This window comes from Kaistia sp. UC242_56 (assembly GCF_044452255.1).
In the GTDB taxonomy this organism is placed as follows: Bacteria; Pseudomonadota; Alphaproteobacteria; order Rhizobiales; family Kaistiaceae; genus Kaistia; species Kaistia defluvii_A.
The window spans coordinates 3,606,998-3,629,829 of sequence record NZ_JBIOAN010000002.1 but is presented as its reverse complement, the minus strand read 5'-3'; the positions used below and the strand labels follow the sequence as shown (position 1 = coordinate 3,629,829).

Genomic DNA, 22,832 nt, shown 5'->3' with positions numbered 1-22,832 from the left:
ATTCGGGACTCTTGGGCAACGACAAGCGGCGCATCGTCAATGATGTGAGTTACCCCCAAGTATGAAGAAGTTTTGCGTACTTGCCTTGGCCGCCCTCGTCGCCACTGGCAGCCTCGCCATTTCCCCCGCGTCGGCCAAGTCGGGCTCCGGTCGTCTTCTCAAGTCCAATGTCGTTCGTGTCGCTGCCGCGGATCGCAGCAGTTTCGATGATCTGATCCGCACCCATGCCGCCGCCAACAATGTCCCGTTGTCGCTGGCCCACGCCGTCGTGACGGTGGAAAGCAACTACAAGCCCAACATGACCGGCAGCGTCGGCGAAATCGGCCTGATGCAGGTCCGCCTCCAGACCGCTCGCGGCATGGGCTACAAGGGCAGCGCCAAGGCGCTCTACGATCCCGCCACCAACATCCGCTACGGCATGATGTATCTCGGCCAGGCCCGCAAGCTCGCCGGTGGCGATCTGTGCGGCACGATCCTCAAGTACAATGGCGGCCATGGCGCCACCCGGATGAGCAAGGGCCCGCTGCGCTATTGCGGCAAGGTCCAGCAGATTATGGCTTCGAACTGAGTTCGAACCGTCATTGGGATGATTGCGGCTGAAGCCTCTCGTCCGGCTGCGCCCGTTGGATCGGGCGCCCGCGAAGGACGCAAGACTGCCAGGCTCGATGCGCCCCTCCCGGGTGTCGCCTGTGCATGTTGCGGGCCGCAGGACTTCCAGATCGTGTTCAAGACCGGGTGCGGGAGCCGAGTTCCCCTTGGTTGGGCTTGACCCGCACCCGTCGCACCCCTAAGCCCCGCATTGCCAGTCGGCCGGACGACCGCTGCTGCAAGATCGAAAGGTCGCAGGGGAGGAAAGTCCGGGCTCCATGGAAACACGGTGCCGGGTAACGCCCGGCGGGGGCGACCCCAGGGAAAGTGCCACAGAAAGCAAACCGCCCGTGCGTTCGCGCAACGGGTAAGGGTGAAAGGGTGGGGTAAGAGCCCACCGCGGGCCCAGCAATGGGAACGGCACGGTAAACCCCACCGGGAGCAAGACCGAATAGGGGCGACATGGCGCAAGCCAGCCTGTTTCCAGGTTCGTCGCCCGGGTTGGTCGCGCGAGGCGTCCGGTAACGGACGTCCAAGATGAATGGTCGTCACGCGGCGGTTCGCCGCCGCCCTACAGAACCCGGCTTATAGGCCGACTGGCAATTTCTCTTCTTTGGCCGCCCGGCGTCGCTGGACGTGCAGCTTTGGCACGGGCCGCGCGGGCTCGGCAGGCTGCCGGAACGTGGTCCCTGAGCCCTCGGCATGGGCGATCGTCCCACCGTCACGCGCCGCGTCCCGATCCGAGGCGGCCGTCGCCGCCTCTCGCCTTCGCCATTCCCAACATTTTGCGAAAATTCTCCTGTGCGCCTGCCGTGCCGGGGCCTGAGAAATCGTACGGATTCCTTACGCCCGGCCCGCGAAAAGCTACGGAAAATTAAGCTTAACCCTGTGTGATCAGCGCGAGGGCGCCTGCGTGTCGTGGGGGCCGATTCCATTGACGCCCATATTCACCCATGGTATCCCAAATCATCCCGGTCAGAGGGCGCTGCGATCGACAAAATCAGGTCGATCCGTGGGGTCGCATGCCACGTCGTCGGGGTGTTGTTTCCAGTCCGCGTCCCATGAGTGTTTTCCCGGCTCGCTACGCGGGCGGGCGTTCAATGGGCATTTTCAAGAGGAGCGCCGGCGCGAAAGGTGATGGACGAATTCGTTTCAACCTTCACCAACAGGCTGGACTCGAAGGGGCGAGTGTCGATCCCGGCACTGTTCCGTTCGGTCCTGACGCGCGACGGTTTCGAGGGCCTCTATTGCTGTCCGACGCTGGACCAGAACGCGGTGGATGCCGGCGGCAATCGCCTGGTCAGCCAGATCCGCGCCAGCCTGACGCTGTTCGAGCCGTTCTCCGAGGATCACGAGTTTCTCTCGACGACGCTGATCGGCGAGAGCGAAGTGCTGCGGATCGATCCGGAAGGGCGCGTCGCCCTGTCCGAGGCGATCAAGGCGCATGCCGGCATCGGCGACACCGTGACCTTTGTCGGTCAGGGTTACAAATTTCAGATCTGGGAACCGGAACGGTTCGTCGCCTATCGCGACGAGGCCAAGAACCGCGTGCGCGAACTGCGCCGCCGGCTTGGCTCGGGCCCGCGTTCCTCGGGAGGTACGGAAACATGACGGCCGGCGACGCCATTCCTGCAGGCGGACCGGACCGTCACGTCCCGGTGCTGCTCGCCGAGGTGCTCGCGCATCTCGCGCCGGCTGCCGGCAAGGTCATCATCGACGGCACCTTCGGCCTCGGCGGCTACAGCCGCGCCATCCTTAATGCCGGCGCGTCGGTGATCGGCATCGACCGCGACCCCAACGCCATCGCCGACGGCCAGGCGCTGGTTTCCGAATACGAAGGCCGGCTGCAGCTCGTGCATGGCCGCTTCGGCGATCTCGACGAGATCGCGGCCGGACAGGGGCATGAGACGGTCGATGGCGTCGTACTCGATATCGGCGTTTCGTCGATGCAGCTGGATGAGGCTGAGCGCGGTTTCTCGTTCCGCTTCGACGGCCCGCTCGACATGCGCATGAGCCAAGAAGGCCCAAGCGCCGCGGACGTCGTCAACACGATGGAAGCGCGCGATCTCGCCCGCATCATCTCGGTCCTGGGCGAAGAGCGCCGCGCCGGCGCCGTTGCCCGCGCCATCACGCAGGACCGCGTCGCCAAGCCCTATCTGCGCACCAGCGAACTGGCCGGCCTGGTCGAGCGCGTCGTCGGCAAGAAGCCGACCGATCCGATCCATCCGGCGACCCGCACGTTCCAGGCGCTGCGCATCTACGTCAACCAGGAGCTCGACGAGCTCGGCCGGGCGCTGGTCGCTGCCGAGCGCGTGCTGAAGCCGGGCGGGCATCTCGTCATCGTCTCGTTCCATTCGCTCGAGGACCGCATCGTCAAGCGCTTCCTGGCCGAGCGCAGCGAGATCCGCGCCGGTGGCTCGCGCCACATGCCGGAGCGCACGCTGGCCGCACCAACTTTCACGCTGATGTCCAAGGGGCCGGTCGTGGCCGGCTATGAAGAAACGTCGCGCAACCCGCGCGCCCGTTCCGCCAAGCTTCGCGCCGGCATCCGGACCGAGGCGCCGTCGCGTCCGTTCGATGCCGCGGCTGCCGGCGTACCGGCGCTTCCTGAATTCAAAGTGGCGAGGTCGTAATGCTCCGGGCACTCAACGTCATCTGGGTTGCTTTGATGGTCGCCGGCGCCGTCGTCACTTACGCCATGAAGGATCGCGCGGGCCGAGCCGCCGATCACGTGATGGAGCTGCGCCGCGACATCGCCCGCGAAAAGGATCTGATGAACATCCTTCAGGCGGAATGGAGCGTGCTGGACCAGCCGTCGCGCCTCCAGGAACTGGTCGGCCGCTACAGCAGCTATCTGCATCTGACCCCGCTCGACGTTCGCCAACTCGCCAGTCTCGAGGATGTTCCGGACAAACCGATCGAGGTGCCCGGCGCCAGTCTCGACCGGATGATCACCAGCGGCGTGGCCAAGAGCGGATCGGCCAAGCCGATCCTCGCCAAGCCGATCGTCGCGAAACCCACCACCGCCCAGGCCAGCATCGCCAAGCCACGTCCGCGTGACCTGGCGGCTCAATCGGGAGCGAATCCATGACGATGACGCTGACCGACCGCCCCGGAATGTTCAGCCCTTCCAATGGTCCCCGCCACGTCGCGCTCAAGGGCGCGAGCAAGGCCCGCCACGACCAGACGCGCAGCCGCATCGGGCTGACGATGATGGTCTTCATGATCGTTTACGGCGTGATCGGCGGCCGGCTCGTCATGCTCGGCATGAGCGACCAGGCCGGCTCCGCCGCGCGTGGCAGCGCGGCTTCCTCCGTCGCCACCGCCCGTCCCAACATCGTCGACCGCAATGGCGAGATCCTCGCCACCGACATCAAGACGGCTTCGCTCTTCGCCGAGCCGAACAAGATCGTCGATCCCGACGAAGCGACCGAACTGATCACCAGCGTCCTGCCGGACCTCGATGCGGCGCAGCTGCGCAAGAAGCTGTCGACCCAGGCCGGCTTCGTCTGGGTGAAGCGCGAGATCACGCCGAAGCAGCAGTCCGAAATCCACAATCTCGGCATTCCGGGCGTCGGCTTCCTGACCGAGAACCGCCGCTTCTATCCGGGCGGCCCCGCGGCTGCCCATATCGTCGGCCTGGTCAATATCGACAACCAGGGCATTGCCGGCATCGAGAAGGCGATCGACGAGCGGGGCCTTGGCGACCTCCATGGCGCCGGCTTCGCGATGAAGGGCGCCGACATGCAGCCGGTCAAGCTGTCGATCGACCTGCGCGTCCAGCACATCCTGCGCGATGAACTCGTCGGCGCGATGCAGCGCTACCAGTCGATCGCGGCGATGGGCGTCATCCTCAACGCCAAGACCGGCGAGGTCATGGCCATGGCGTCGCTGCCCGATTTCGATCCGAACAATCCGACCGATGCCAACAAGCCCGACCGGCTCAACCGCCTGACGGCCGGTACGTTCGAGCTCGGCTCGGTGTTCAAGAGCTTCACCTTCGCGATGGCGCTCGATTCCGGCCGCGTGAAGATGACGGACAGCATCGATGCGCGCTTCCCGATCCATGTCGGCCGCAATGTGATCCGCGACTTCCACGCCAAGGCGCGCTTCCTGACCGTGCCGGAGATCTTCCAGTATTCCTCCAATATCGGCACCGCCAAGATGGCGCTCGCCGTTGGCCAGGAAGAGCAGCAGGCCTATCTGAAGAAATTCGGCCTCTCGACCCGGCTCAAGACCGATCTTCCGGAAGTGGCGACGCCGCAGGTGCCCAAGCGCTGGAGCCAGGCGACGCAGCTGACCGTCTCCTTCGGCCATGGCATCGCCATCACGCCGATGCAGGCGGCGGTTGCCGACGCGGCGCTGGTCAATGGCGGCCATCTGCTGTCGCCCACCTTCTTCCCGCGCACGCAGGAAGCGGCATTGGCCGACTCGACGCAGATGGTCTCCAAGAAGACCAGCGACGAGATGCGCTGGCTGTTCCGCTTCAACGCGGTCAAGGGCTCCGGCCGCAATGCCGACGTTCCCGGCTATGTCGTCGGCGGCAAGACCGGCACGGCCGAGAAGATCGCCAACGGACGCTATGTCGAAGGTCATTATCTCAACTCGTTCCTGTCGGCATTCCCGATGGACGACCCGGAATATGTGATGCTGATCTCGATCGACGATCCGAAGCCGGAAAAGCCGGGCCTGCCGGCGCTCGCGGCCTGGAACGCGGCCAATGTCAGCTCCAGCATCATCCGCCGCGCTGCCGCCATTCTGGGCGTCCAGCCGCGCAGCGAGAACGAAAGCCACCCCGACGCCATGCTTGTGTCGTATTGAGGATCGATGAGCGGGCCTCTGATTTTTGGCTCGCGCGCGCCTGCCTTGGCGTAAACTTGAACGATCGGGAGGATTCGACCCCAGAATGCGGCTCGGTGACCTAGCTTCCAACGACGTCTCGCTCCCCGCCGATGCGGCGGCGATCGAGATATCCGGCCTTACCGCGGACAGCCGGGCTGTCCAGCCGGGCTTTCTGTTCGCGGCCCTGAAGGGCGTCGCGGCGGACGGCTCGCGCTTTGCGCTGGATGCGGTGAAGCGGGGCGCGGCGGCGGTCGTCTGCGGTCCCGAAGCAAACCTGCCAGATGACATCGGCGTTCCCGTGCTGCACGCGGCCGACCCGCGCATGGCGCTGGCGCATCTCGCCTCCCGCTTCTATCCGCTCCAGCCCGAACAGCTCGTCGCCGTCACCGGCACCAGCGGCAAGACCTCGGTGGCTGCGTTCGTCCGCCAGATCTTCGAGGTCGCGGGCAAGCAGGCCGCTTCGATCGGCACCATCGGCGTCGTCTCGCCGGCCGGTTCCGACTATGGCAGCCTGACAACACCCGATCCGATCCAGCTGCATCAGATTCTCGACCGGCTCGCGCGGCAGGGCGTGACCCACGCCGCGCTGGAAGCGTCGAGCCACGGCCTCGATCAGCATCGGCTGGACGGGGTCCGGCTGGTGGCAGCCGCCTTCACGAATCTCGGCCGCGACCACATGGATTACCATCCGACGGTCGAGCACTATCTCGAAGCCAAGCTGAAGCTGTTTGGCAATCTGCTGCCGGAAGGCCGCACCGCCGTGCTCGATGCCGATGGTCCCTATGCGGATGCGGTCATGGCCGTGGCGCGCCGACGCGGGCAGCGCCTGATCGACATCGGCCGGGCAGGGCGGGCCATCCGTCTCGTCAAGGCGGAACCCGATCTCTACAGCCAGTCGCTCGAACTCGACGTCTTCGGCACGCCGATGCATGTGCGCCTGCCGCTGGCCGGCGCCTTCCAGGTCTCCAACGCGCTCGTTGCCGCGGGCCTTGCGATCGCCACCGGCATCGAGCCGCGCGTCGCCATCGATGCGCTCGGCACGCTGGTGGGAGCGCCCGGCCGCCTGGAGCGGGTCGGCGTCACCGACAAGGGCGCCCTTGTCTTCATCGATTATGCGCACAAGCCCGACGCGCTCGATCATGCGCTCGGCGCACTGCGGCCGATGACGCGCAAGCGGCTCTTCGTGGTCTTCGGCGCCGGCGGCGACCGCGATGCCGGCAAGCGCCCGCTGATGGCGGAGGCTGCCAGCCGCAATGCCGACGTCGTCATCGTGACCGACGACAATCCGCGCTCCGAGGATCCGGCCCGCATTCGCGCCGAGATCCTTGCCGGTGCCCCCAACGCGATCGAGATCGCCGATCGCCGCTCGGCCATTCTGGAAGCCGTCTCGATGCTCGGCGAGGGCGACGTGCTCTGCGTCGCCGGCAAGGGCCACGAGACCGGCCAGATCGTCAACGGCGTCACGCTGCCCTTTTCCGATCATGAGGTCGTCGCGGCGGCGCTCGCCGCGGAGGCGCGCACATGACCGACAAGCTCTGGGGTTTCGAGGAATTCGTCGCCGGCATGAAGGGCCGTCCGACGGCCGCCGGCCCTGCGATCACCGGCATCTCGATCGACAGCCGGACCGTGCAGCCGGGCGATGCCTTCTTCGCCATTCGCGGCGACCGCTTTGACGGCCACCGTTTCGTCGGCGCCGCCGCTGGCCATGGCGCGACGGTCGCCGTCGTGGCCTCCGACCAGTTGGCCGGCCTCGGCCGCATGACGATCCCGCTGGTCGTCGTGCAGGACGTTCTGGAAGCGCTGCAGGAACTGGCCCGGGCTTCGCGGGCGCGCTCGACGGCGCGGATCGCCGCTGTCACCGGCAGCGTCGGCAAGACCTCGACCAAGGAAATGCTCGGCCATGTGCTGTCGGGGCAGGGGGCGACGCATTTTTCGCCCGCCTCGTTCAACAATCACTGGGGCGTGCCGCTGACCCTGTCGCGCATGCCGGCCGATGCCCGCTTCGCTGTGTTCGAGATCGGCATGAACCATGCGGGCGAGATCACGCCGCTGGTGGCGCAGGTTCGACCGCATGTCGCGATCATCACCAATATAGAGGCGGTGCATCTGGAGTTCTTCCCGGATGGCATTGACGGCATCGCCCGCGCCAAGGCCGAGATTTTTTCCGGCGTCGAGCCCGGCGGCAGCGTCATTTTGAATGGCGACAGCTCGCAATTCGAGCGCCTGGCGCTGCTCGCCATGGATTCCGGCATCAACCATGTGTTGTCCTTCGGCACGGGCCGCGATTGCGATGCGCGGCTCGAGGCGCTCGACATGCAGCCCGATCATTCCCGCGTCAGCGCCCGCATCCTTGACCAGCTGGTCGAGTTCACGATCGGCGCGCCGGGGCGTCACCTGGTGCAGAACGCGCTCGCCGTCCTGCTGGCCGTTGCCCAGATGGGCGGCGATGTCGGCGAGGCGGCCTCGGCGCTTGGCGATCTGAGCGCGCCCAAGGGCCGCGGCGCCCGGCACGAGCTCGTCGTCGGCGAGGGCCGCGCGACGCTGATCGACGAAAGCTACAACGCCAGCCCGACCTCGATGCGCGCGGCGATCACCGTCCTGGCGCAGGCGCGGACGGAAGGCGCGGGTCGACGCATCGCCGTTCTCGGTGACATGCGCGAGCTGGGCGACGACACGCTGCGATTGCATGCCGAGCTGGTCGAGCCGCTGACCGCGGCGGGCATCGACCGGGTCTATGCGGCGGGCCCCTCCATGCTGGCGCTCTGGGAGGTCTTGCCCGACGCCATGCGAGGCCATTATGCCGAAACCTCAAATGAGCTCGAGGCGATTCTTCTCGACGAGCTCGCCGCCGGCGACGTCGTGATGGTCAAGGGCTCGAATGGCAGCCGCATGGCGCCCATCGTCGAGACATTGAAGATCCGCTTTGCATCGGCGCCCGTCGAGAGCGATCCCGCCACTGAAGGACCCGTCTGATGCTGTACCTGCTGGGGGATCTCTCCGCGCAATTCTCGGGCCTCAACGTCTTCCGCTACATCACGTTTCGTGTGGGCGGTGCGACGATGACGGCGCTGATCTTCGTCTTCCTGTTCGGCCCGACCATCATCCGCGCGCTGAAGGTCAAGCAGGGCAAGGGCCAGCCGATCCGCGAGGACGGCCCCCAGAGCCATCTGGTGACCAAGAAGGGCACGCCCACCATGGGCGGCCTGATGATCCTCTCCGGCCTGATCGTCTCGACTCTGCTCTGGGCCAATCTTTCCAGCATCTATGTCTGGACCGTGCTGGGCGTCACGGTCGGTTTCGGCCTGATCGGGCTTTATGACGACTATCTCAAGGTCACCAAGCAGAGCCACAAGGGCTTTTCCGGCCGGTCGCGTCTCGCCGTCGAATTCGCGATCGCGGCGATCGCCTGCATCGCCATCTCGCATCTCTCGACCGGTCCGCTGTCGAACGCGCTGACCTTTCCCTTCGTGAAGGCCTTCGTGCTGGATCTCGGCTGGTTCTTCATTCCCTTCGGCGCCTTCGTGATCGTCGGCGCCGGCAATGCCGTGAACCTGACTGACGGTCTCGATGGCCTCGCCATCGTTCCGGTCATGGTCGCCACTGCCTCCTTCGGCGTCATGGCCTATCTCTCGGGCAACGCCATCTTCGCCGAATACCTGCAGATCCATTTCGTGCCCGGCACCGGTGAACTGGCCGTACTCTGCGGCGCGATGCTGGGCGCGGGCCTGGGCTTCCTGTGGTTCAACGCGCCGCCGGCCGCGATCTTCATGGGCGACACCGGCTCGCTCGCGCTGGGCGGCATGCTCGGCGCCATCGCCGTCGCCACCAAGCACGAGATCGTGCTGGCCATCGTCGGCGGCCTGTTCGTGCTGGAGGCCGCCTCGGTCATCATCCAGGTCGCCTCGTTCAAGCTGACCGGCAAGCGCGTCTTCAAGATGGCGCCGATCCACCACCATTTCGAACAGCTCGGCTGGACCGAACCGCAGGTCGTGATCCGTTTCTGGATCATCGCGGTCGTCCTCGCCCTGATCGGCCTCTCCAGCCTGAAGATCCGGTAACACGCAGATGACGCCGATCACCTCCCTTGCCGGCAAGTCGGTCGCGGTCTTCGGGCTCGGCGGCAGCGGGCTTGCGACCGCCGAGGCGCTCGTCGCCGGCGGCGCGAAGGTCGTGGCATGGGACGACAATGCGGATTCGGTTGCGAAGGCGGCCGCGGCCGGCATTCCGACCGCCGATCTGCGGCCGATCGATTTCGCCGGTTTCGAGGCGCTCGTCCTTTCGCCCGGCGTGCCGTTGACGCATCCCAAACCGCACTGGACGGTCGAACTCGCCAAGGCGGCCGGCATCGAGATCATCGGCGATATCGAGCTGTTCTGCCGCGAGCGGCGGGCGATCGCGCCCGGTTCGCCCTTCATCGCGATCACCGGCACCAACGGTAAGTCAACGACGACGGCGCTGATTGCGCATATGTTTCGCACCGATGGATGGGACGTGCAGCTTGGCGGAAATATCGGCACGGCGATCCTGTCGCTGGCGCCGCCGGGGCGGGATCGCATCCATATCGTCGAGTGCTCGTCCTTCCAGATCGACCTGGCGCCGACCATCGACCCGACCGTCGGCGTCCTGCTCAACCTGACCGAGGACCACCTCGACCGGCACGACACGATGGAGCGCTACGCCGCCATCAAGGCGCGGCTGGTGCGCGGCGCCGGGACGGCCGTGGTGGGCGTCGACGACGAGTGGTGCTCGGCGATCGCCTCTGATCTCGACAAGCGCGGCACGCCGGTCGAGCGGATCTCGGTTCACCGTCCCGTCGCCAACGGCTTCTTCGCCGAGGAGGGCCGGATCTTCGAAGCCGAGGACGACGCGATCCGCGAAGTCGCCGATCTCGCCGGGATCGGCGCGCTGCGGGGCGTTCACAACGCCCAGAACGCGGCGGCGGCGATTGCGGCGGCCCGCGCCATCGGCATGTCCGATCTTTCGATCCTGGAAGGGCTGAAGAGCTTTCCGGGGCTGGCGCACCGCATGGAAGGCGTCACCCGGATCGGCAAGGTGCTGTTCGTCAACGATTCCAAGGCGACCAATGCGGATGCCGCCGAAAAGGCGCTGGCAAGCTTCGAGCGGATCTACTGGATCGCCGGCGGCAAGGCCAAGACCGGCGGCATCACCAGCCTCGAGCCCTATTTCCCCAGGATCGCCAAGGCCTATCTGATCGGCGCGGCGGCGGAGGAATTCGCGGCCACGCTCGCCGGCAAGGTCGAGACGGTGATGACCGGCACCATGGACGTGGCCGTCGCCGCGGCGGCGCAGGACGCGGCCCGCGATGGCGCGGCGGAGCCGGTGGTGCTGCTGTCGCCCGCCTGTGCTTCCTACGACCAGTATTCCAATTTCGAGAAGCGCGGCGATCATTTCCGCAGCCTCGTCCAGGCGCTCGAAGGCGCCAAACCCCTCGTGGAGGTTAAGTGATGGTCAGCCGGGCCGATCGCAGTGTCTTCGCCGAGTGGTGGTGGACCGTCGACAAATATCTGCTGTTCGGGCTGCTCGCGCTGATGATCGGCGGCGTCGTGCTGTCGCTCGCCGGCAGTCCGCCGGTGGCCGAGCGCATCGGCCTCGACAGCTTCCACTTCGTCAAGCGGCACGTTTTCTTCATGGTGCCGACGATCGCCATCATGATCGGCACCTCTTTCCTGTCGCCGCGCAATGTGCGCCGGACGGCGCTGATCGTCTTCGCGATCGCCATCGTCCTGATGTTCGCGACCCTGTTCATCGGCCAGGAAGTGAAGGGCGCGCGGCGCTGGATCAACATCCTGGGCTTCTCGCTGCAGCCATCCGAGTTCGTCAAGCCGGCCTTCCTCGTCCTGTCGGCCTGGCTGTTTACCGAGAATTCGCGCCGCAACGACATTCCGGGCAACATCTTCGCCATGCTGCTGTTGGCGATCGTCGCTGCTCTGCTGGTGGCGCAGCCGGACCTCGGCCAGACCATGCTGGTCGTCATCGCCTGGTCGGCGGTGTTCTTCATGGCCGGCCTGTCCTGGTTCTGGATCGCCGGCCTCGCGGGCCTTGCGGGCGTCGGCATCGTCGCCGCCTACACCGTGTTTCCGCACTTCGCGGGCCGCATCAACCGCTTCCTGGACCCTGCCGCAGGCGACACCTTCCAGGTCGATACCGCGCTCAATTCCGTCATTCACGGCGGCTGGCTCGGCCGGGGTCCTGGCGAGGGCGTCGTGAAGCGCATCCTGCCGGACAGCCACACCGACTTCATCTTCGCGGTGGCCGCCGAAGAATTCGGCATCATCCTCTGCATGGGGCTGGTGCTGATGTTCGGCTTCGTCGTCGTGCGCGGCATGAGCCACAGCCTGAAGAACGAGGATGCCTTCGTGCGCCTCGCCTCGGCCGGCCTGCTGGTGCTGTTCGGCGTTCAGTCGGTCATCAACATGGCGGTGAACCTGAACCTGATGCCGGCCAAGGGCATGACGCTGCCGTTCATCTCCTATGGCGGCTCGTCCATGCTGGCGCTCGCGTTCCAGATGGGCCTCGTGCTGGCGCTGACGCGCCGCCGCTTCGAGCCCGCCCGCCTGACTTCCGGTTTCAGCCGGTTTGCGACGACCCGTCCGAAGGCTGCTTGAGGCGATGGAAAAGACGATCCTGCTGTGTGCCGGCGGAACGGGTGGGCATCTGTTTCCGGCGGAGGCACTGGCCTACGCCCTGAAGAGCCGGGGCTGGTCGGTGCATCTCGCCACCGATCACCGCGCCGAGACCTACGGCCAGAACTTTCCCGCCGACGAGACGCATATCATCCGCTCGGCGACGCCCTCGGTGAAATCGCCGAAGGTGTTTCTCGCCGCCGCCCTCAGCCTCTGGCATGGCTACCGCCAGTCCAAGGCGATGCTGAAGCGGCTGCGTCCGGCCGCCGTCGTCGGCTTCGGCGGCTATCCGACCGTGCCGCCGCTCATGGCGGCCGTGCGACTTCGCATTCCCACGATCGCCCATGACGCCAATGCCGTGCTCGGCCGCGCCAACCGGCTGCTCGCTTCGCGCGTCAGCGCGGTCGCGACCAGCTTTCCGGAAGTCGGCCACGCCAATGCCGCCAGCGGCAAGATCGTGCAGACCGGGAATCCCGTCCGCCAGATGGTGATCGACGCCAGCAGGGTGCCTTATCCGCGCATCGCGGCGGACGGCTCGCTCAATCTGGTGATCTTTGGCGGCAGCCAGGGTGCGCGCTTCTTCTCCGATCTCCTGCCCGAGGCGCTTGCCAAGCTCGATCCGTCGGCCCGCGCGAGGCTTTCGATCGTGCAGCAGTGCCGGCCCGAGGATATCGACCGCGTCCGCGCCGCCTATGCCAAGCTCGGCGTCACGGCGGAGCTGGCGCCGTTCTTCACCGACATGCCGGCCCGTATCGCGGAGAGCCATCTGGTGATCTCGCGCTCGGGCGCCTCGACCGTCTGCGAGCTGGCCGTCATCGGCCGCCCGGCGATCATGGTGCCGCTTCCCGGCGCGATCGATCAGGACCAGAGCGCCAATGCGCTCGTGCTGGCCAAAGCCGGCGGTGGCTGGGTCGTGCCGCAGGCCGAGTTGACAGCCGACCGGCTCTCGCGCGAATTGACCGCCTTTCTGGCTGAGCCGGGCCGTCTGGCCCAGGCGGCGGCCGCAGCAAAATCAGTCGGTCGCCCCGACGCCGTGGAACGCCTGGCCGATCTGGTCGAGCGCGTGGCCGGCGGCGAGCGGCTCGGCGCATCGACCGGAGTTTAAGTCATGAAAATGCCCCGCGACATTGGGCCCGTCCATTTCGTCGGCATCGGCGGCATCGGCATGAGCGGCATCGCCGAAGTGCTGGTCAATCTCGGCTACCGGGTCCAAGGCTCGGATACGGCGGAGAACGCCAATGTCCAGCGCCTGAAGGCCAAGGGCGTCACCATCGCCGTCGGCCATGACGCTGCCAATCTGGGCGATGCCCGCGTGGTCGTCGTGTCCTCCGCGATCAAGGCCAGCAATCCCGAGCTGAAGGCCGCGCGCGAGCGCCTGCTGCCGGTGGTTCGCCGCGCCGAGATGCTGGCCGAGCTGATGCGCCTGAAGAGCGCCATCGCCATTGCCGGCACGCATGGCAAGACCACCACAACCTCGATGGTGGCGGCCCTGCTCGACGCTGGCGGCTTCGATCCGACCGTCATCAATGGCGGCATCATCAACGCCTACGGCACCAATGCGCGCATGGGCGCCAGCGACTGGGTCGTCGTCGAGGCGGATGAGAGCGACGGCACCTTCGTCAAGCTGCCGGCCGACGTGGCGCTCGTCACCAATATCGATCCCGAGCACCTCGATCACTACGGCACGTTCGACAGGGCGCGCGACGCCTACAAGCAGTTCATCGAGAACATCCCGTTTTACGGCTTCGCCGTGATGTGCCTCGACCATCCGGAAGTGCAGTCGCTGATCGGCAAGATCGAAGACCGCCGCATCATCACCTATGGCGCCAACCCGCAGGCGGACATCCGCTACAGCGAGCTGCGCAACGATGCCGGCAAGTCGATCTTCACCGCCAGCATCCGCGACCGCGTCACGGGCGAGACCGACGAACTGGTCGACCTGGTCCTGCCGATGCCGGGCGAGCACAATGTGCAGAACGCGACCGGCGCCATCGCCATCGCGCATCATCTCGGCATTTCGAACGAGGCGATCCGCGCCGGCCTAGCCGCGTTTGGCGGCGTGAAGCGACGTTTCACCCATACCGGCTCCTGGAATGGCGTCGAAGTGTTCGACGATTACGGCCACCATCCCGTGGAGATCGCGGCCGTGCTCAAGGCGGCCCGCGCCTCGACCCGGGGCCGGGTGATCGCCGTGGTCCAGCCCCACCGCTACACGCGCCTGCGCGATCTGTTCGACGGCTTCTGCACCTGCTTCAACGATGCCGATACGGTGTTCGTCGCTCCGGTCTACGCGGCCGGCGAAGCGCCGATCGACGGCATCGACAGCGACCATCTCGTTGAAGGGCTGCTCGTGCGCGGCCATCGCGATGCGCGGGCGCTGGCTGGCCCGCAGGCCCTGGCTCCGGAAGTCGCCGCGATCGCCAAGCCGGGCGATTTCGTCGTCTGCCTCGGCGCCGGCTCGATCACCAGCTGGGCCTATGCTCTGCCGGGCGAACTCGAGGCGCTGCCCGCGATCGCCTAGCCGACCCGGCAGCCAATGCCGGCTGTTGTCTGGCTGTCATATTGAATCCGTAAAGCACCCCGGTTGTCAGACCGGGGGCTTTGACGTGATCAGGAAATTCTCTTCCGTAAGCTGGATGGTGCTCGCCGCGACCGGCGTGCTCTCCACCATGTCTAACGCCGCATATGGCGCGGACACGACCGTAGTCGCCGGGACGCCCCGCACCACGGCGCTGACCATGGCCGGGACCGACACTCTGACGGTGCAGAGCGGCGGCAGCTTCCAGACGAGCGCGACCGCCGTCACCATCAACGGCGCCTCGACGACCCTGTCGATCGACAATGCCGGTACGATCAAGTCGGCTAGCGGCCGCGCCATCCGTCTGAATGACAACACCGCCAACAACAGCCATTCGCTGACGCTGGCCAACCGCGCGACCGGCCTGATCGAGAGCAACGGCGACGACACGTTCCAGATCAGCAACCCGCTCTATGGCGGCACGGTGCTGGTCGAGAATTATGGCACGATCACCTCGACGGCGAGCCGCGCGATCAATCTGAACGCGGCGACCGGCGGCACGATCACCATCAACAATTACGCGACCGGCGTGATCAGCGCCGCCACGGGCGCCGATGTGATCCGGCCCGGCGAGAACGCCACGATCAACAATCACGGCACGATCCAGTCCACGGCGAACGCCAACAGCTTCAACGGCGACGGCATCGACTTCCAGGACAAGGGCGGCGGCGCGGTCAACAACTTCGCTGGCGGGCTGATCGAGGGCTCGAAGCACGGCATTACCGGCGATCTCGGCGCCTCGGTTGTTAACGAGTCCGGCGCGACGATCCGCGGCCGCAACGGCTCCGGCATCAATTTCGACACCTCGGGCTCGGCAGCGCCGGTGTCGATCGTCAACCGCGGCCTGATTTCCGGCGAGGCGCAGGTCACGAGCTCGACCGATACGGATGGCGACGGCGTCGATGTCGATGGCCTTGTCGCGATCGAGAATTACGGCACGATCCAGGCGCTGGGCGCTCGCGGCTTCAAGGACGGCGTGCTCACCGACCCCAACATCTCCGACGCCGTCTCGATCGGCGGCGGCACTATCAACAACTATGCCGACGGCGTCATCCACAGCGTCCAGCGCGGCATCCTGGTCGATGACAGCGAGGGGGGCGCGGCCTTTGCGGCGACCTCGATCTACAATGAAGGCGAGATCTCCAGCGACATCGGCCAGGCGATCACGCTGACCGGCGAATGGAACGACAAGCTGGTCAACAAGGGCGAGATCGTTGGCGACGTGCGGCTGGGCGGCGGCGACGATGCCGTCACGCTCTATGCCGGCCAGTCGATCGACGGACTGCTCGACGGAGAGACGGGCTCGAATTCGCTGACCCTGGCCGACTACGGCACATCCACGGTCGGCTCGCTCGACAACTTCCAGACCCTGAACGCCTCCATTGCCGGCAATGGCGATCACGGCCAGCTCGATGTCGACGGCGTTGCCACGCTGGATGGCGGCACGATCGCCCTGACGACGGAGAAGGGCCCCTATACGGTCGGCAGCCGCTACACGCTGATCAACGCCACCGGCGGCATTGAGGGCACGCGTTTCGATACGCTGACGGTCACATCCGACTTCCTGTTCATCGACCCGACGCTCGGCGGCGACGCCAACACGGTCTCTGTGACGCTCGATCGTAACGATGTCGCCTTCGCCAGCGTGGCGAATTCCGCCAATCAGCGCGCCGTTGCCAACGCCATCGACGCGGCCAACGGCAATGGTGAGCTCTATCGCTGGGTGTTCGGCGCCGAGGATCCGGTGGCGCTGGCAAATTCCTTCGCGCTGCTGGATGGCGAGGTGCATGCCGATGTGACCGGCGCGCTGGCGCAGCAATCCATGCAGGCGGAACTCGCCATCCTCTCGCGCCTGTCGCGGATCGGCGCTGCCAAGGCACCGGCGACTTCGACGGCTCCACTCGCCTATGGCGAGGAACCGAAGGGAAAGGGCACCTCGGCCTTCGGCGCGCTGGCGCCGGCCGACATGGGCTATTCCGCCTGGACGCAGGCCTTCGGTGCGTGGACCTCGACCGATGGAAATGACAACGCGGCCGGCGTCGATACCAATCTGGGCGGCGTGCTGGTCGGCGCCGACCTGACGGGCGAGGGCTACACGCTGGGCCTGGCCGGCGGCTACAGCCGGGGTTCGACCGATGTCGACGACCGCGCTTCCTCGGCCGACATCGACACCGGCCTGCTGGCGCTCTATGGCGGCGCGCGGTTCGACCAGCTCCGCCTGCGCGGCGGCGCCTCTATCGCGTGGAGTTCGATCGACACGAAGCGCACGACCGTCCTTGGCGACCTCGTCGAGCGGCCGGAGGCGTCCTATGACGCGACCACGGCCAATCTCTTCGCCGAGCTCGGCTACGAGACCCAGTTCGGCGTCTCGACGCTCGAGCCCTTCGCCGGCATCGGCTGGGTGAATGTCGACGCCGATGGCTTCGCGGAGACCAACGCGCCGGTAACCGGCCTGCGCTCCGACGGCGCCTCGTTCGACACGCCCTACACGACGCTGGGCGTTCGGGCCTCGACCGAGATGGTGGTTGGAGGCGTCAAGGTGGCGCCGCGCGGCATGCTGGGCTGGCGCCATGCCTTCCAGGATATTCCCGATGCCGCGCTTGCTTTCAGCGGCACCGGCACCGGTTTTACCGTCGATGGCGTGCCGATTGCCCGTGACGGCCTGCTGCTGGAAGCCGGTCTCGATGTCGCCGTGAATGCCAACGTCAATCTCGGCCTGACCTATGCGGGTTCGTTCGGAGATGGCGCCACGTCGAACGCCGTGAAGGTCAATGGCGAGATCCGCTTCTGACGCGACCGATTGACTCAGTCGGCCAGGCGGCCCCGCAAAGGGCCGCCTTTTTCACGTTCACCATTTCGGTTGGTTAACGCTTCTTTACCATTTTTCGTAGATATTCCGACCATACGATTCGGTTGGAAGGAATGCGTTTTGGCGAAGCATGTCGCCGTCCTCATGGGCGGGTGGTCCAGTGAACGACCGGTGTCGCTCAATTCGGGGAATGGCTGCGCCGACGCGTTGGAGCAGGCCGGCTACCGGGTCACGCGCGTCGACGTGCAGCGCGATATCGCCGAGGTCCTGGCGAAGCTGAAGCCCGACGTCGCCTTCAATGCATTGCATGGCCCGTATGGCGAGGACGGCTCGATCCAGGGCGTGCTCGAGATCCTCGGCATCCCCTATACGCATTCCGGCGTGCTTGCTTCGGCGCTCGCGATGAACAAGGCGCGCGCCAAGGACGTCATGCAGGCCGCCGGCATTCCGGTCGCCGACTCGCTGCTCATCCACCGCCTGGAAGCGGCCCGCGCCCATGCGATGGAGCCGCCCTATGTCGTCAAGCCGGTCGCGGAAGGGTCGAGCTTCGGCGTGCTGATCGTGCGCGAGGACGCGATTAACCCGCCTCAACAATTATTTGCGGATGACTGGGCCTTCGGCGAGACCGTCATGGTCGAGCGTTACGTTGCGGGACGCGAGCTCACCTGTGGCGTCCGGGGCGATGAAGCCTTTGATATCATTGAACTCGTGACGGCCGAGGGCGGCTGGTACGACTATGATTCCAAATATTCCGCGAACGGCGCGCGCCACGTTATTCCGGCGCCGCTTTCACCAAATATTTACCAAAGTATACAGAATCTAGCGGTACGGGCGCATCGGGCTCTCGGGTGTCGCGGCATCAGCCGGGCGGACTTCCGATACGACGATGGTCCGGGTGGTACGGGGCAGCTGGTCTGCCTCGAAGTGAATACCCAGCCGGGCATGACGGCGACGTCGCTGGTCCCGGATATGGCGCGCTACGCGGGAATGGATTTCCCGGCTTTGGTGAGTTGGATGGTGGAGGACGCGTCTTGCGGCAGATAAGCCCGAGAACCGGCAAGGAGACGGCAGGCGATGCGCCGGCAACGGAGATGGCCGCTGGCCTGAAACTGTCGCCCTGGCTGCGTCGGCGGATCCGTGCCTTCTCGCGCGTCGAATGGCGCGTGCCGCGTCACGCTGGCCTCAAGGGCACGGCGCTGCTGTTCGCGGCGACGGGCATTGCCGGCATCATCTCCGCCGACCGCGTCGACGAGACCGTGACCTGGCTGAGCTCGGCTTCGGGCCTCGCGATCGACTCCGTGCGCATCACCGGCCAGACCGAGACCTCCGAGATCGCAGTCCTGAACCGTCTGGAGCTGCCGCCGCAGGCGTCGCTGGCAACCTTCGACCTTGCCGCCGCGCGGGAACGCGTTGAGACGCTGCCCTGGGTCGAGAATGCGACGCTGCGCAAGATCTATCCGGCGACCCTCAAGATCACCATCGACGAGCGCAAGCCTTACGTCCTGTGGCAGCGCGACCAGACGGTCTCGGTCATCGACGAGTCCGGCCGCGTCATCGGCGATGCGTCGGACGATCACTACCAGAACCTGATCCGCGTCGTGGGGCAGGGCGCCGACAAGCGCGCCGGCGAGGCCATCGCGCTCGCGGAGACGGCTTCCTCGATTCGCTCGCGCCTGCGCGCCGCCGTGCTGATCTCGGAGCGCCGCTGGAACCTGATGCTCGACAATGGCGTCACGCTGATGCTGCCGCAGGACAAGCCCGAAGCGGCGCTGGCCCTGATCGCCCAGCTCGACGCCAAGGACGGGCTTCTGTCCAAGGACATCGTCAGCATCGATTTCCGCCTCGCCGACCGCATGTTCGTGCGCATGACGCCCGAAGCGGCCGCCCGGCGCACGGCGGAAATCAAGGAACGCGAAAAGCTCGCCAAGCGTAAGGGAGCGAGCACCTGATGTCCCTTTTTGTGTCATCCGACAGCCGCATGCGTCCTCTGCCCACCAAGAAGAGCACGGTCGTCTCGATCCTCGACATCGGATCGTCGAAGATCTGCTGCCTGATCGCCCGTCTGAAGCCGCGCGAAGTGGGCGACGTCCTGCCGGGCCGCACGCATGCGGTCGAGGTTCTCGGCATCGGCCACCAGCGTTCGCGCGGCATCAAGTCGGGCGTCGTCGTCGATCTCGACAAGGCCGAGCAGGCAATCCGCCTGGCCGTTGACGCGGCCGAGCGCATGGCCGGCGTCACCGTCGAGTCGCTGATCGTCAACGTTTCCTGCGGCCGTCTGGCGAGCGAGGCGTTTTCCGCCAGCGTCGCTCTGGCCGGCCACGAAGTGGTCGAGGCGGATATCAAGCGGGTTCTCGCCGCCGGCCGCGAGCACTCCGTCACCGATGATCGCGCCGTCATCCATTCCCTGCCGATCGGCTATGCCATCGACGGCAATGGCGGCATCCGCGATCCGCGCGGCATGCTGGGCGAGCGTCTCGGCGTCGACATGCATGTCGTCACCGGCGAAAACGCGCCGCTGCGCAATCTGGAACTCGCCATCGGCCGCTGCCATCTCTCGGTCGAGGCGATGGTTGCCACACCCTATGCCTCCGGCCTCTCGGCGCTTGTCGACGACGAGACCGAACTGGGTGTTGCCTGCGTCGATCTCGGCGGCGGCACCACGACGATCTCCGTCTTCATGGACGGCCAGTTCGTCCATGCCGACGCCATCGCCATCGGCGGCCAGCATGTCACCACCGACATCGCCCGCGGTCTCTCGACCCGGATCGAGGATGCCGAGCGGCTGAAGACCATGCATGGCAGCGCGCTGCCGAGCGTGTCGGACGACCGCGACATCCTCTCGGTCCCGCCGATCGGCGACGACGACCGCGATCTGCCGAACCAGATTCCGCGCTCGGCGCTGACGCGCATCATCCGCGCGCGCATCGAAGAAATCCTGGAGCTCGTCCGTGACCGGCTCAATGCCTCCGGCTTCCAGACCATGGTCGGCCGGCGCATCGTCCTCACCGGCGGCGCCAGCCAGTTGACAGGTATCACCGAGGCGGCGCGGCGGATTCTTGCCCGCAATGTCCGGCTCGGTCGTCCGCTCGGCGTAACGGGTCTGCCGGAGGCGGCGCGCGGGCCGGCCTTCTCGGCCGCGGTAGGTCTCCTGATCTATCCGCAGGTCGCGCAGATCGAGCAGGTATCCGCGATGCGGGGGCATCGGTTGGCCATGACCGGAACGGGTGGGTACTTCTCCCGCTTCGGTCACTGGTTTCGTGAGAGTTTTTAAGAAGCAACAAGATGAAGCGTCCGCGGCGGGGCGCTTCAGTTTGACGGAAATATGGTCGGGGAACGCCACCGGCTTAGGGGTCAAGACGACGAGGTCACCATGACGATCAACCTGAAGATGCCGGATATTACTGAGCTGAAGCCCAAGATCACGGTCTTTGGCGTAGGCGGCGCGGGTGGCAACGCCGTCAACAACATGATTCGCTCGGGCCTCGAAGGGGTCGAGTTCGTCTGCGCCAACACCGATAGCCAGGCGCTGATGTCGGCCCGCGCCGAACGTCTGATCCAGATGGGCGTCGCTGTCACCGAGGGCCTTGGCGCCGGCTCGATGCCGGATGTCGGCCGCGCTGCCGCCGAAGAAGTCATCGACGAGATCAACGACCATCTCGCCGGTTCGCACATGGTGTTCGTCACCGCCGGCATGGGCGGCGGCACGGGCACGGGTGCGGCTCCCGTCATCGCCCGGACGGCTCGCTCGCACGGTATACTGACCGTCGGTGTGGTGACCAAGCCCTTCCAGTTCGAAGGTGCCCGCCGGATGCGCGTTGCCGAAGCCGGCATCAAGGAGCTGCAGGAGAGCGTCGACACGCTCATCGTCATTCCGAACCAGAACCTGTTCCGCATCGCCAACGAGAAGACGACCTTCGCCGACGCCTTTGCGATGGCCGACCAGGTCCTTTATTCGGGCGTCGCCTGCATCACCGACCTGATGGTCAAGGAAGGCCTGATCAATCTCGACTTCGCCGACGTCCGCTCGGTGATGCGCGAGATGGGCAAGGCCATGATGGGCACGGGCGAAGCTTCCGGCGAGCGCCGCGCGATCATGGCTGCCGAGGCGGCCATCGCCAATCCGCTGCTCGACGAGACCTCGATGCACGGCGCCCGCGGCCTGCTGATCTCGATCACCGGCGGCCGTGACCTGACGCTGTTCGAAGTCGACGAAGCCGCGACCCGTATCCGCGAGGAAGTCGATCCCGACGCGAACATCATCCTGGGCGCCACGTTCGAGGAAAGCCTCGAGGGTGTCATCCGCGTGTCGGTCGTCGCGACCGGCATCGAGTCGGACGCCAAGGACGAAGTCTCGCCCGGCGACCTGCGCACGCAGGAAATGGCTGCCCGCATGAAGGCTGCCGCCCAGCAGGCTGCTCCGCAGGCTCCGGCCCAGACGCGCCCCTCGGTCCAGACCGAATCCCGCGCGCCGCAGGCCCAGGCTCCGGCCTTCCGCCCCGCCGTTCCCCAGCAGGCTCCCGTGCAGCAGCACGCGCCGGCTCAAAACCCGGTGCGTGATCCTGGAGTAACCATCGCTCCGATGGCGCCGCCGGCGGTCTCCTACGCCGAGGCCGAACTCGATCACGAGTTTGACATGGTGCCGGCTCCGGTCCGTGACGATCACGTTCCGGCTCCGCAGCCCTTCATCCCGCCGGCAGCCGAGGCTCCGTCCGCATCCCGCATGCCGCGGGTCGAGGACTTCCCGGTCGTCGCCCAGCGCGAGATGCAGGCCCAGCGCGCCGAGCCCCAGCAGCAGGTCGAGGAAGATCGTGGTCCGATGAGCCTTCTGCGCCGCCTGGCGCATGTACGTCTTGGCCGCCGGGAAGAAGAAGCCGCGCCGCCGGTAACCCGCCAGCAGCCGGCCCCGCAGCAGCGCGCTCCCCAGCAGGGCAGCCCGCAGCAGCCGGTTCGCCAGCCGCAGGCCCCGCAGGCCGGCTACGCTGCCGCGCCGCGCCAGCCGCAGCAGGCCCAGCCGCCGCGTGCCCCGCAGCAGGCACAGCCGGACTATCGCCCGCGCCAGGCAGAGCTCGACCAGCATGGTCGCGTGATGCCGCGCAGCGAGGATGACCAGCTCGAAATCCCGGCTTTCCTCCGCCGCCAGGCGAACTAAGCCGCGACACAAGCAAGATCGAGGCCCGGCACTGGAGACAGCGCTGGGCCTCTTTTATTCAGGGTCCGTAAGCCACGTTACAGAAGGTTAGAAAGAGTGATTTGTTGACCGCCCGGTCGACGCTCTATCTAGGCATCACAACATGCTGACGAATCTGGTGATTCCTGGTTGGCCGTTCTCCTGGTCCAGGGATCAGACAGGTGCGGAACAGCAGGGGGCGGA

General features: G+C 66.4%; 17 protein-coding genes and 1 other RNA gene. All 18 read left to right on the top strand.

Annotation, left to right across the window (positions count from 1 at the left end; translation table 11 throughout):
• Positions 1-61: 61 nt before the first annotated feature.
• The 18 genes from ACHMWQ_RS19880 to ftsZ all read left to right on the top strand — a co-directional run bounded on the left by ACHMWQ_RS19880 (position 62) and on the right by ftsZ (position 22,610).
• Entirely contained in the window at positions 62-568 is a 507-nt protein-coding gene (locus tag ACHMWQ_RS19880; RefSeq protein WP_396308791.1) for a lytic transglycosylase domain-containing protein, read from the top strand.
• Positions 569-802: 234 nt separating this feature from the next.
• Positions 803-1,192: RNase P RNA component class A (rnpB, locus tag ACHMWQ_RS19875), an RNA gene on the top strand.
• A 533-nt stretch (positions 1,193-1,725) separates the two neighbouring features.
• Positions 1,726-2,199 carry a division/cell wall cluster transcriptional repressor MraZ gene (locus ACHMWQ_RS19870; protein ID WP_396308790.1) on the top strand — a complete coding sequence of 158 codons (474 nt, stop codon included), beginning with the start codon at positions 1,726-1,728 and terminating at the stop codon, positions 2,197-2,199.
• Complete coding sequence (gene rsmH, locus ACHMWQ_RS19865) at positions 2,196-3,221, top strand: 16S rRNA (cytosine(1402)-N(4))-methyltransferase RsmH (RefSeq protein WP_396308789.1); 1,026 nt, start codon at positions 2,196-2,198, stop codon at positions 3,219-3,221. Before ACHMWQ_RS19870 ends, rsmH begins: the two co-directional genes overlap by 4 nt.
• Positions 3,222-3,256: 35 nt before the next feature.
• Positions 3,257-3,679: a hypothetical protein gene (locus ACHMWQ_RS19860; protein WP_396308788.1), complete on the top strand. Its 423-nt coding sequence runs from the start codon at positions 3,257-3,259 to the stop codon at positions 3,677-3,679.
• Positions 3,676-5,409, top strand: a complete 1,734-nt coding sequence (locus tag ACHMWQ_RS19855; RefSeq protein WP_354550421.1) for a penicillin-binding protein 2 — start codon at positions 3,676-3,678, stop codon at positions 5,407-5,409. Before ACHMWQ_RS19860 ends, ACHMWQ_RS19855 begins: the two co-directional genes overlap by 4 nt.
• An 85-nt stretch (positions 5,410-5,494) precedes the next feature.
• Positions 5,495-6,955, top strand: a complete 1,461-nt coding sequence (locus ACHMWQ_RS19850; RefSeq protein ID WP_396308787.1) for a UDP-N-acetylmuramoyl-L-alanyl-D-glutamate--2,6-diaminopimelate ligase — start codon at positions 5,495-5,497, stop codon at positions 6,953-6,955.
• On the top strand, positions 6,952-8,403 hold the full coding sequence (locus ACHMWQ_RS19845; RefSeq protein ID WP_396308786.1) for a UDP-N-acetylmuramoylalanyl-D-glutamyl-2,6-diaminopimelate--D-alanyl-D-alanine ligase: 1,452 nt from the start codon (positions 6,952-6,954) through the stop codon (positions 8,401-8,403). Before ACHMWQ_RS19850 ends, ACHMWQ_RS19845 begins: the two co-directional genes overlap by 4 nt.
• On the top strand, positions 8,403-9,488 hold the full coding sequence (gene mraY / locus ACHMWQ_RS19840; protein ID WP_266329558.1) for a phospho-N-acetylmuramoyl-pentapeptide-transferase: 1,086 nt from the start codon (positions 8,403-8,405) through the stop codon (positions 9,486-9,488). Before ACHMWQ_RS19845 ends, mraY begins: the two co-directional genes overlap by 1 nt.
• 7 nt (positions 9,489-9,495) lie before the next feature.
• Positions 9,496-10,896, top strand: coding sequence for a UDP-N-acetylmuramoyl-L-alanine--D-glutamate ligase (gene murD, locus ACHMWQ_RS19835; RefSeq protein WP_396308785.1), 1,401 nt, complete (start codon positions 9,496-9,498; stop codon positions 10,894-10,896).
• Entirely contained in the window at positions 10,896-12,056 is a 1,161-nt protein-coding gene (ftsW, locus tag ACHMWQ_RS19830) for a putative lipid II flippase FtsW (RefSeq protein ID WP_354550415.1), read from the top strand. The genes murD and ftsW overlap by 1 nt, the downstream gene beginning before the upstream one ends.
• 4 nt (positions 12,057-12,060) lie before the next feature.
• Positions 12,061-13,179 carry an undecaprenyldiphospho-muramoylpentapeptide beta-N-acetylglucosaminyltransferase gene (murG, locus tag ACHMWQ_RS19825; RefSeq protein WP_396308784.1) on the top strand — a complete coding sequence of 373 codons (1,119 nt, stop codon included), beginning with the start codon at positions 12,061-12,063 and terminating at the stop codon, positions 13,177-13,179.
• 3 nt (positions 13,180-13,182) lie between these two features.
• Entirely contained in the window at positions 13,183-14,595 is a 1,413-nt protein-coding gene (gene murC / locus ACHMWQ_RS19820; protein WP_396308783.1) for a UDP-N-acetylmuramate--L-alanine ligase, read from the top strand.
• A 148-nt stretch (positions 14,596-14,743) separates the two neighbouring features.
• Positions 14,744-17,443: an autotransporter domain-containing protein gene (locus ACHMWQ_RS19815; protein WP_396308782.1), complete on the top strand. Its 2,700-nt coding sequence runs from the start codon at positions 14,744-14,746 to the stop codon at positions 17,441-17,443.
• Positions 17,444-17,581: 138 nt separating this feature from the next.
• Positions 17,582-18,505: a D-alanine--D-alanine ligase gene (locus tag ACHMWQ_RS19810; protein ID WP_354550410.1), complete on the top strand. Its 924-nt coding sequence runs from the start codon at positions 17,582-17,584 to the stop codon at positions 18,503-18,505.
• Positions 18,493-19,410, top strand: a complete 918-nt coding sequence (locus ACHMWQ_RS19805) for a cell division protein FtsQ/DivIB (protein WP_396308781.1) — start codon at positions 18,493-18,495, stop codon at positions 19,408-19,410. The genes ACHMWQ_RS19810 and ACHMWQ_RS19805 overlap by 13 nt, the downstream gene beginning before the upstream one ends.
• 29 nt (positions 19,411-19,439) lie before the next feature.
• On the top strand, positions 19,440-20,732 hold the full coding sequence (ftsA, locus tag ACHMWQ_RS19800; protein WP_396308780.1) for a cell division protein FtsA: 1,293 nt from the start codon (positions 19,440-19,442) through the stop codon (positions 20,730-20,732).
• A gap of 99 nt (positions 20,733-20,831) precedes the next feature.
• Positions 20,832-22,610, top strand: a complete 1,779-nt coding sequence (gene ftsZ / locus ACHMWQ_RS19795; protein ID WP_396308779.1) for a cell division protein FtsZ — start codon at positions 20,832-20,834, stop codon at positions 22,608-22,610.
• Positions 22,611-22,832 lie beyond the last annotated feature (222 nt).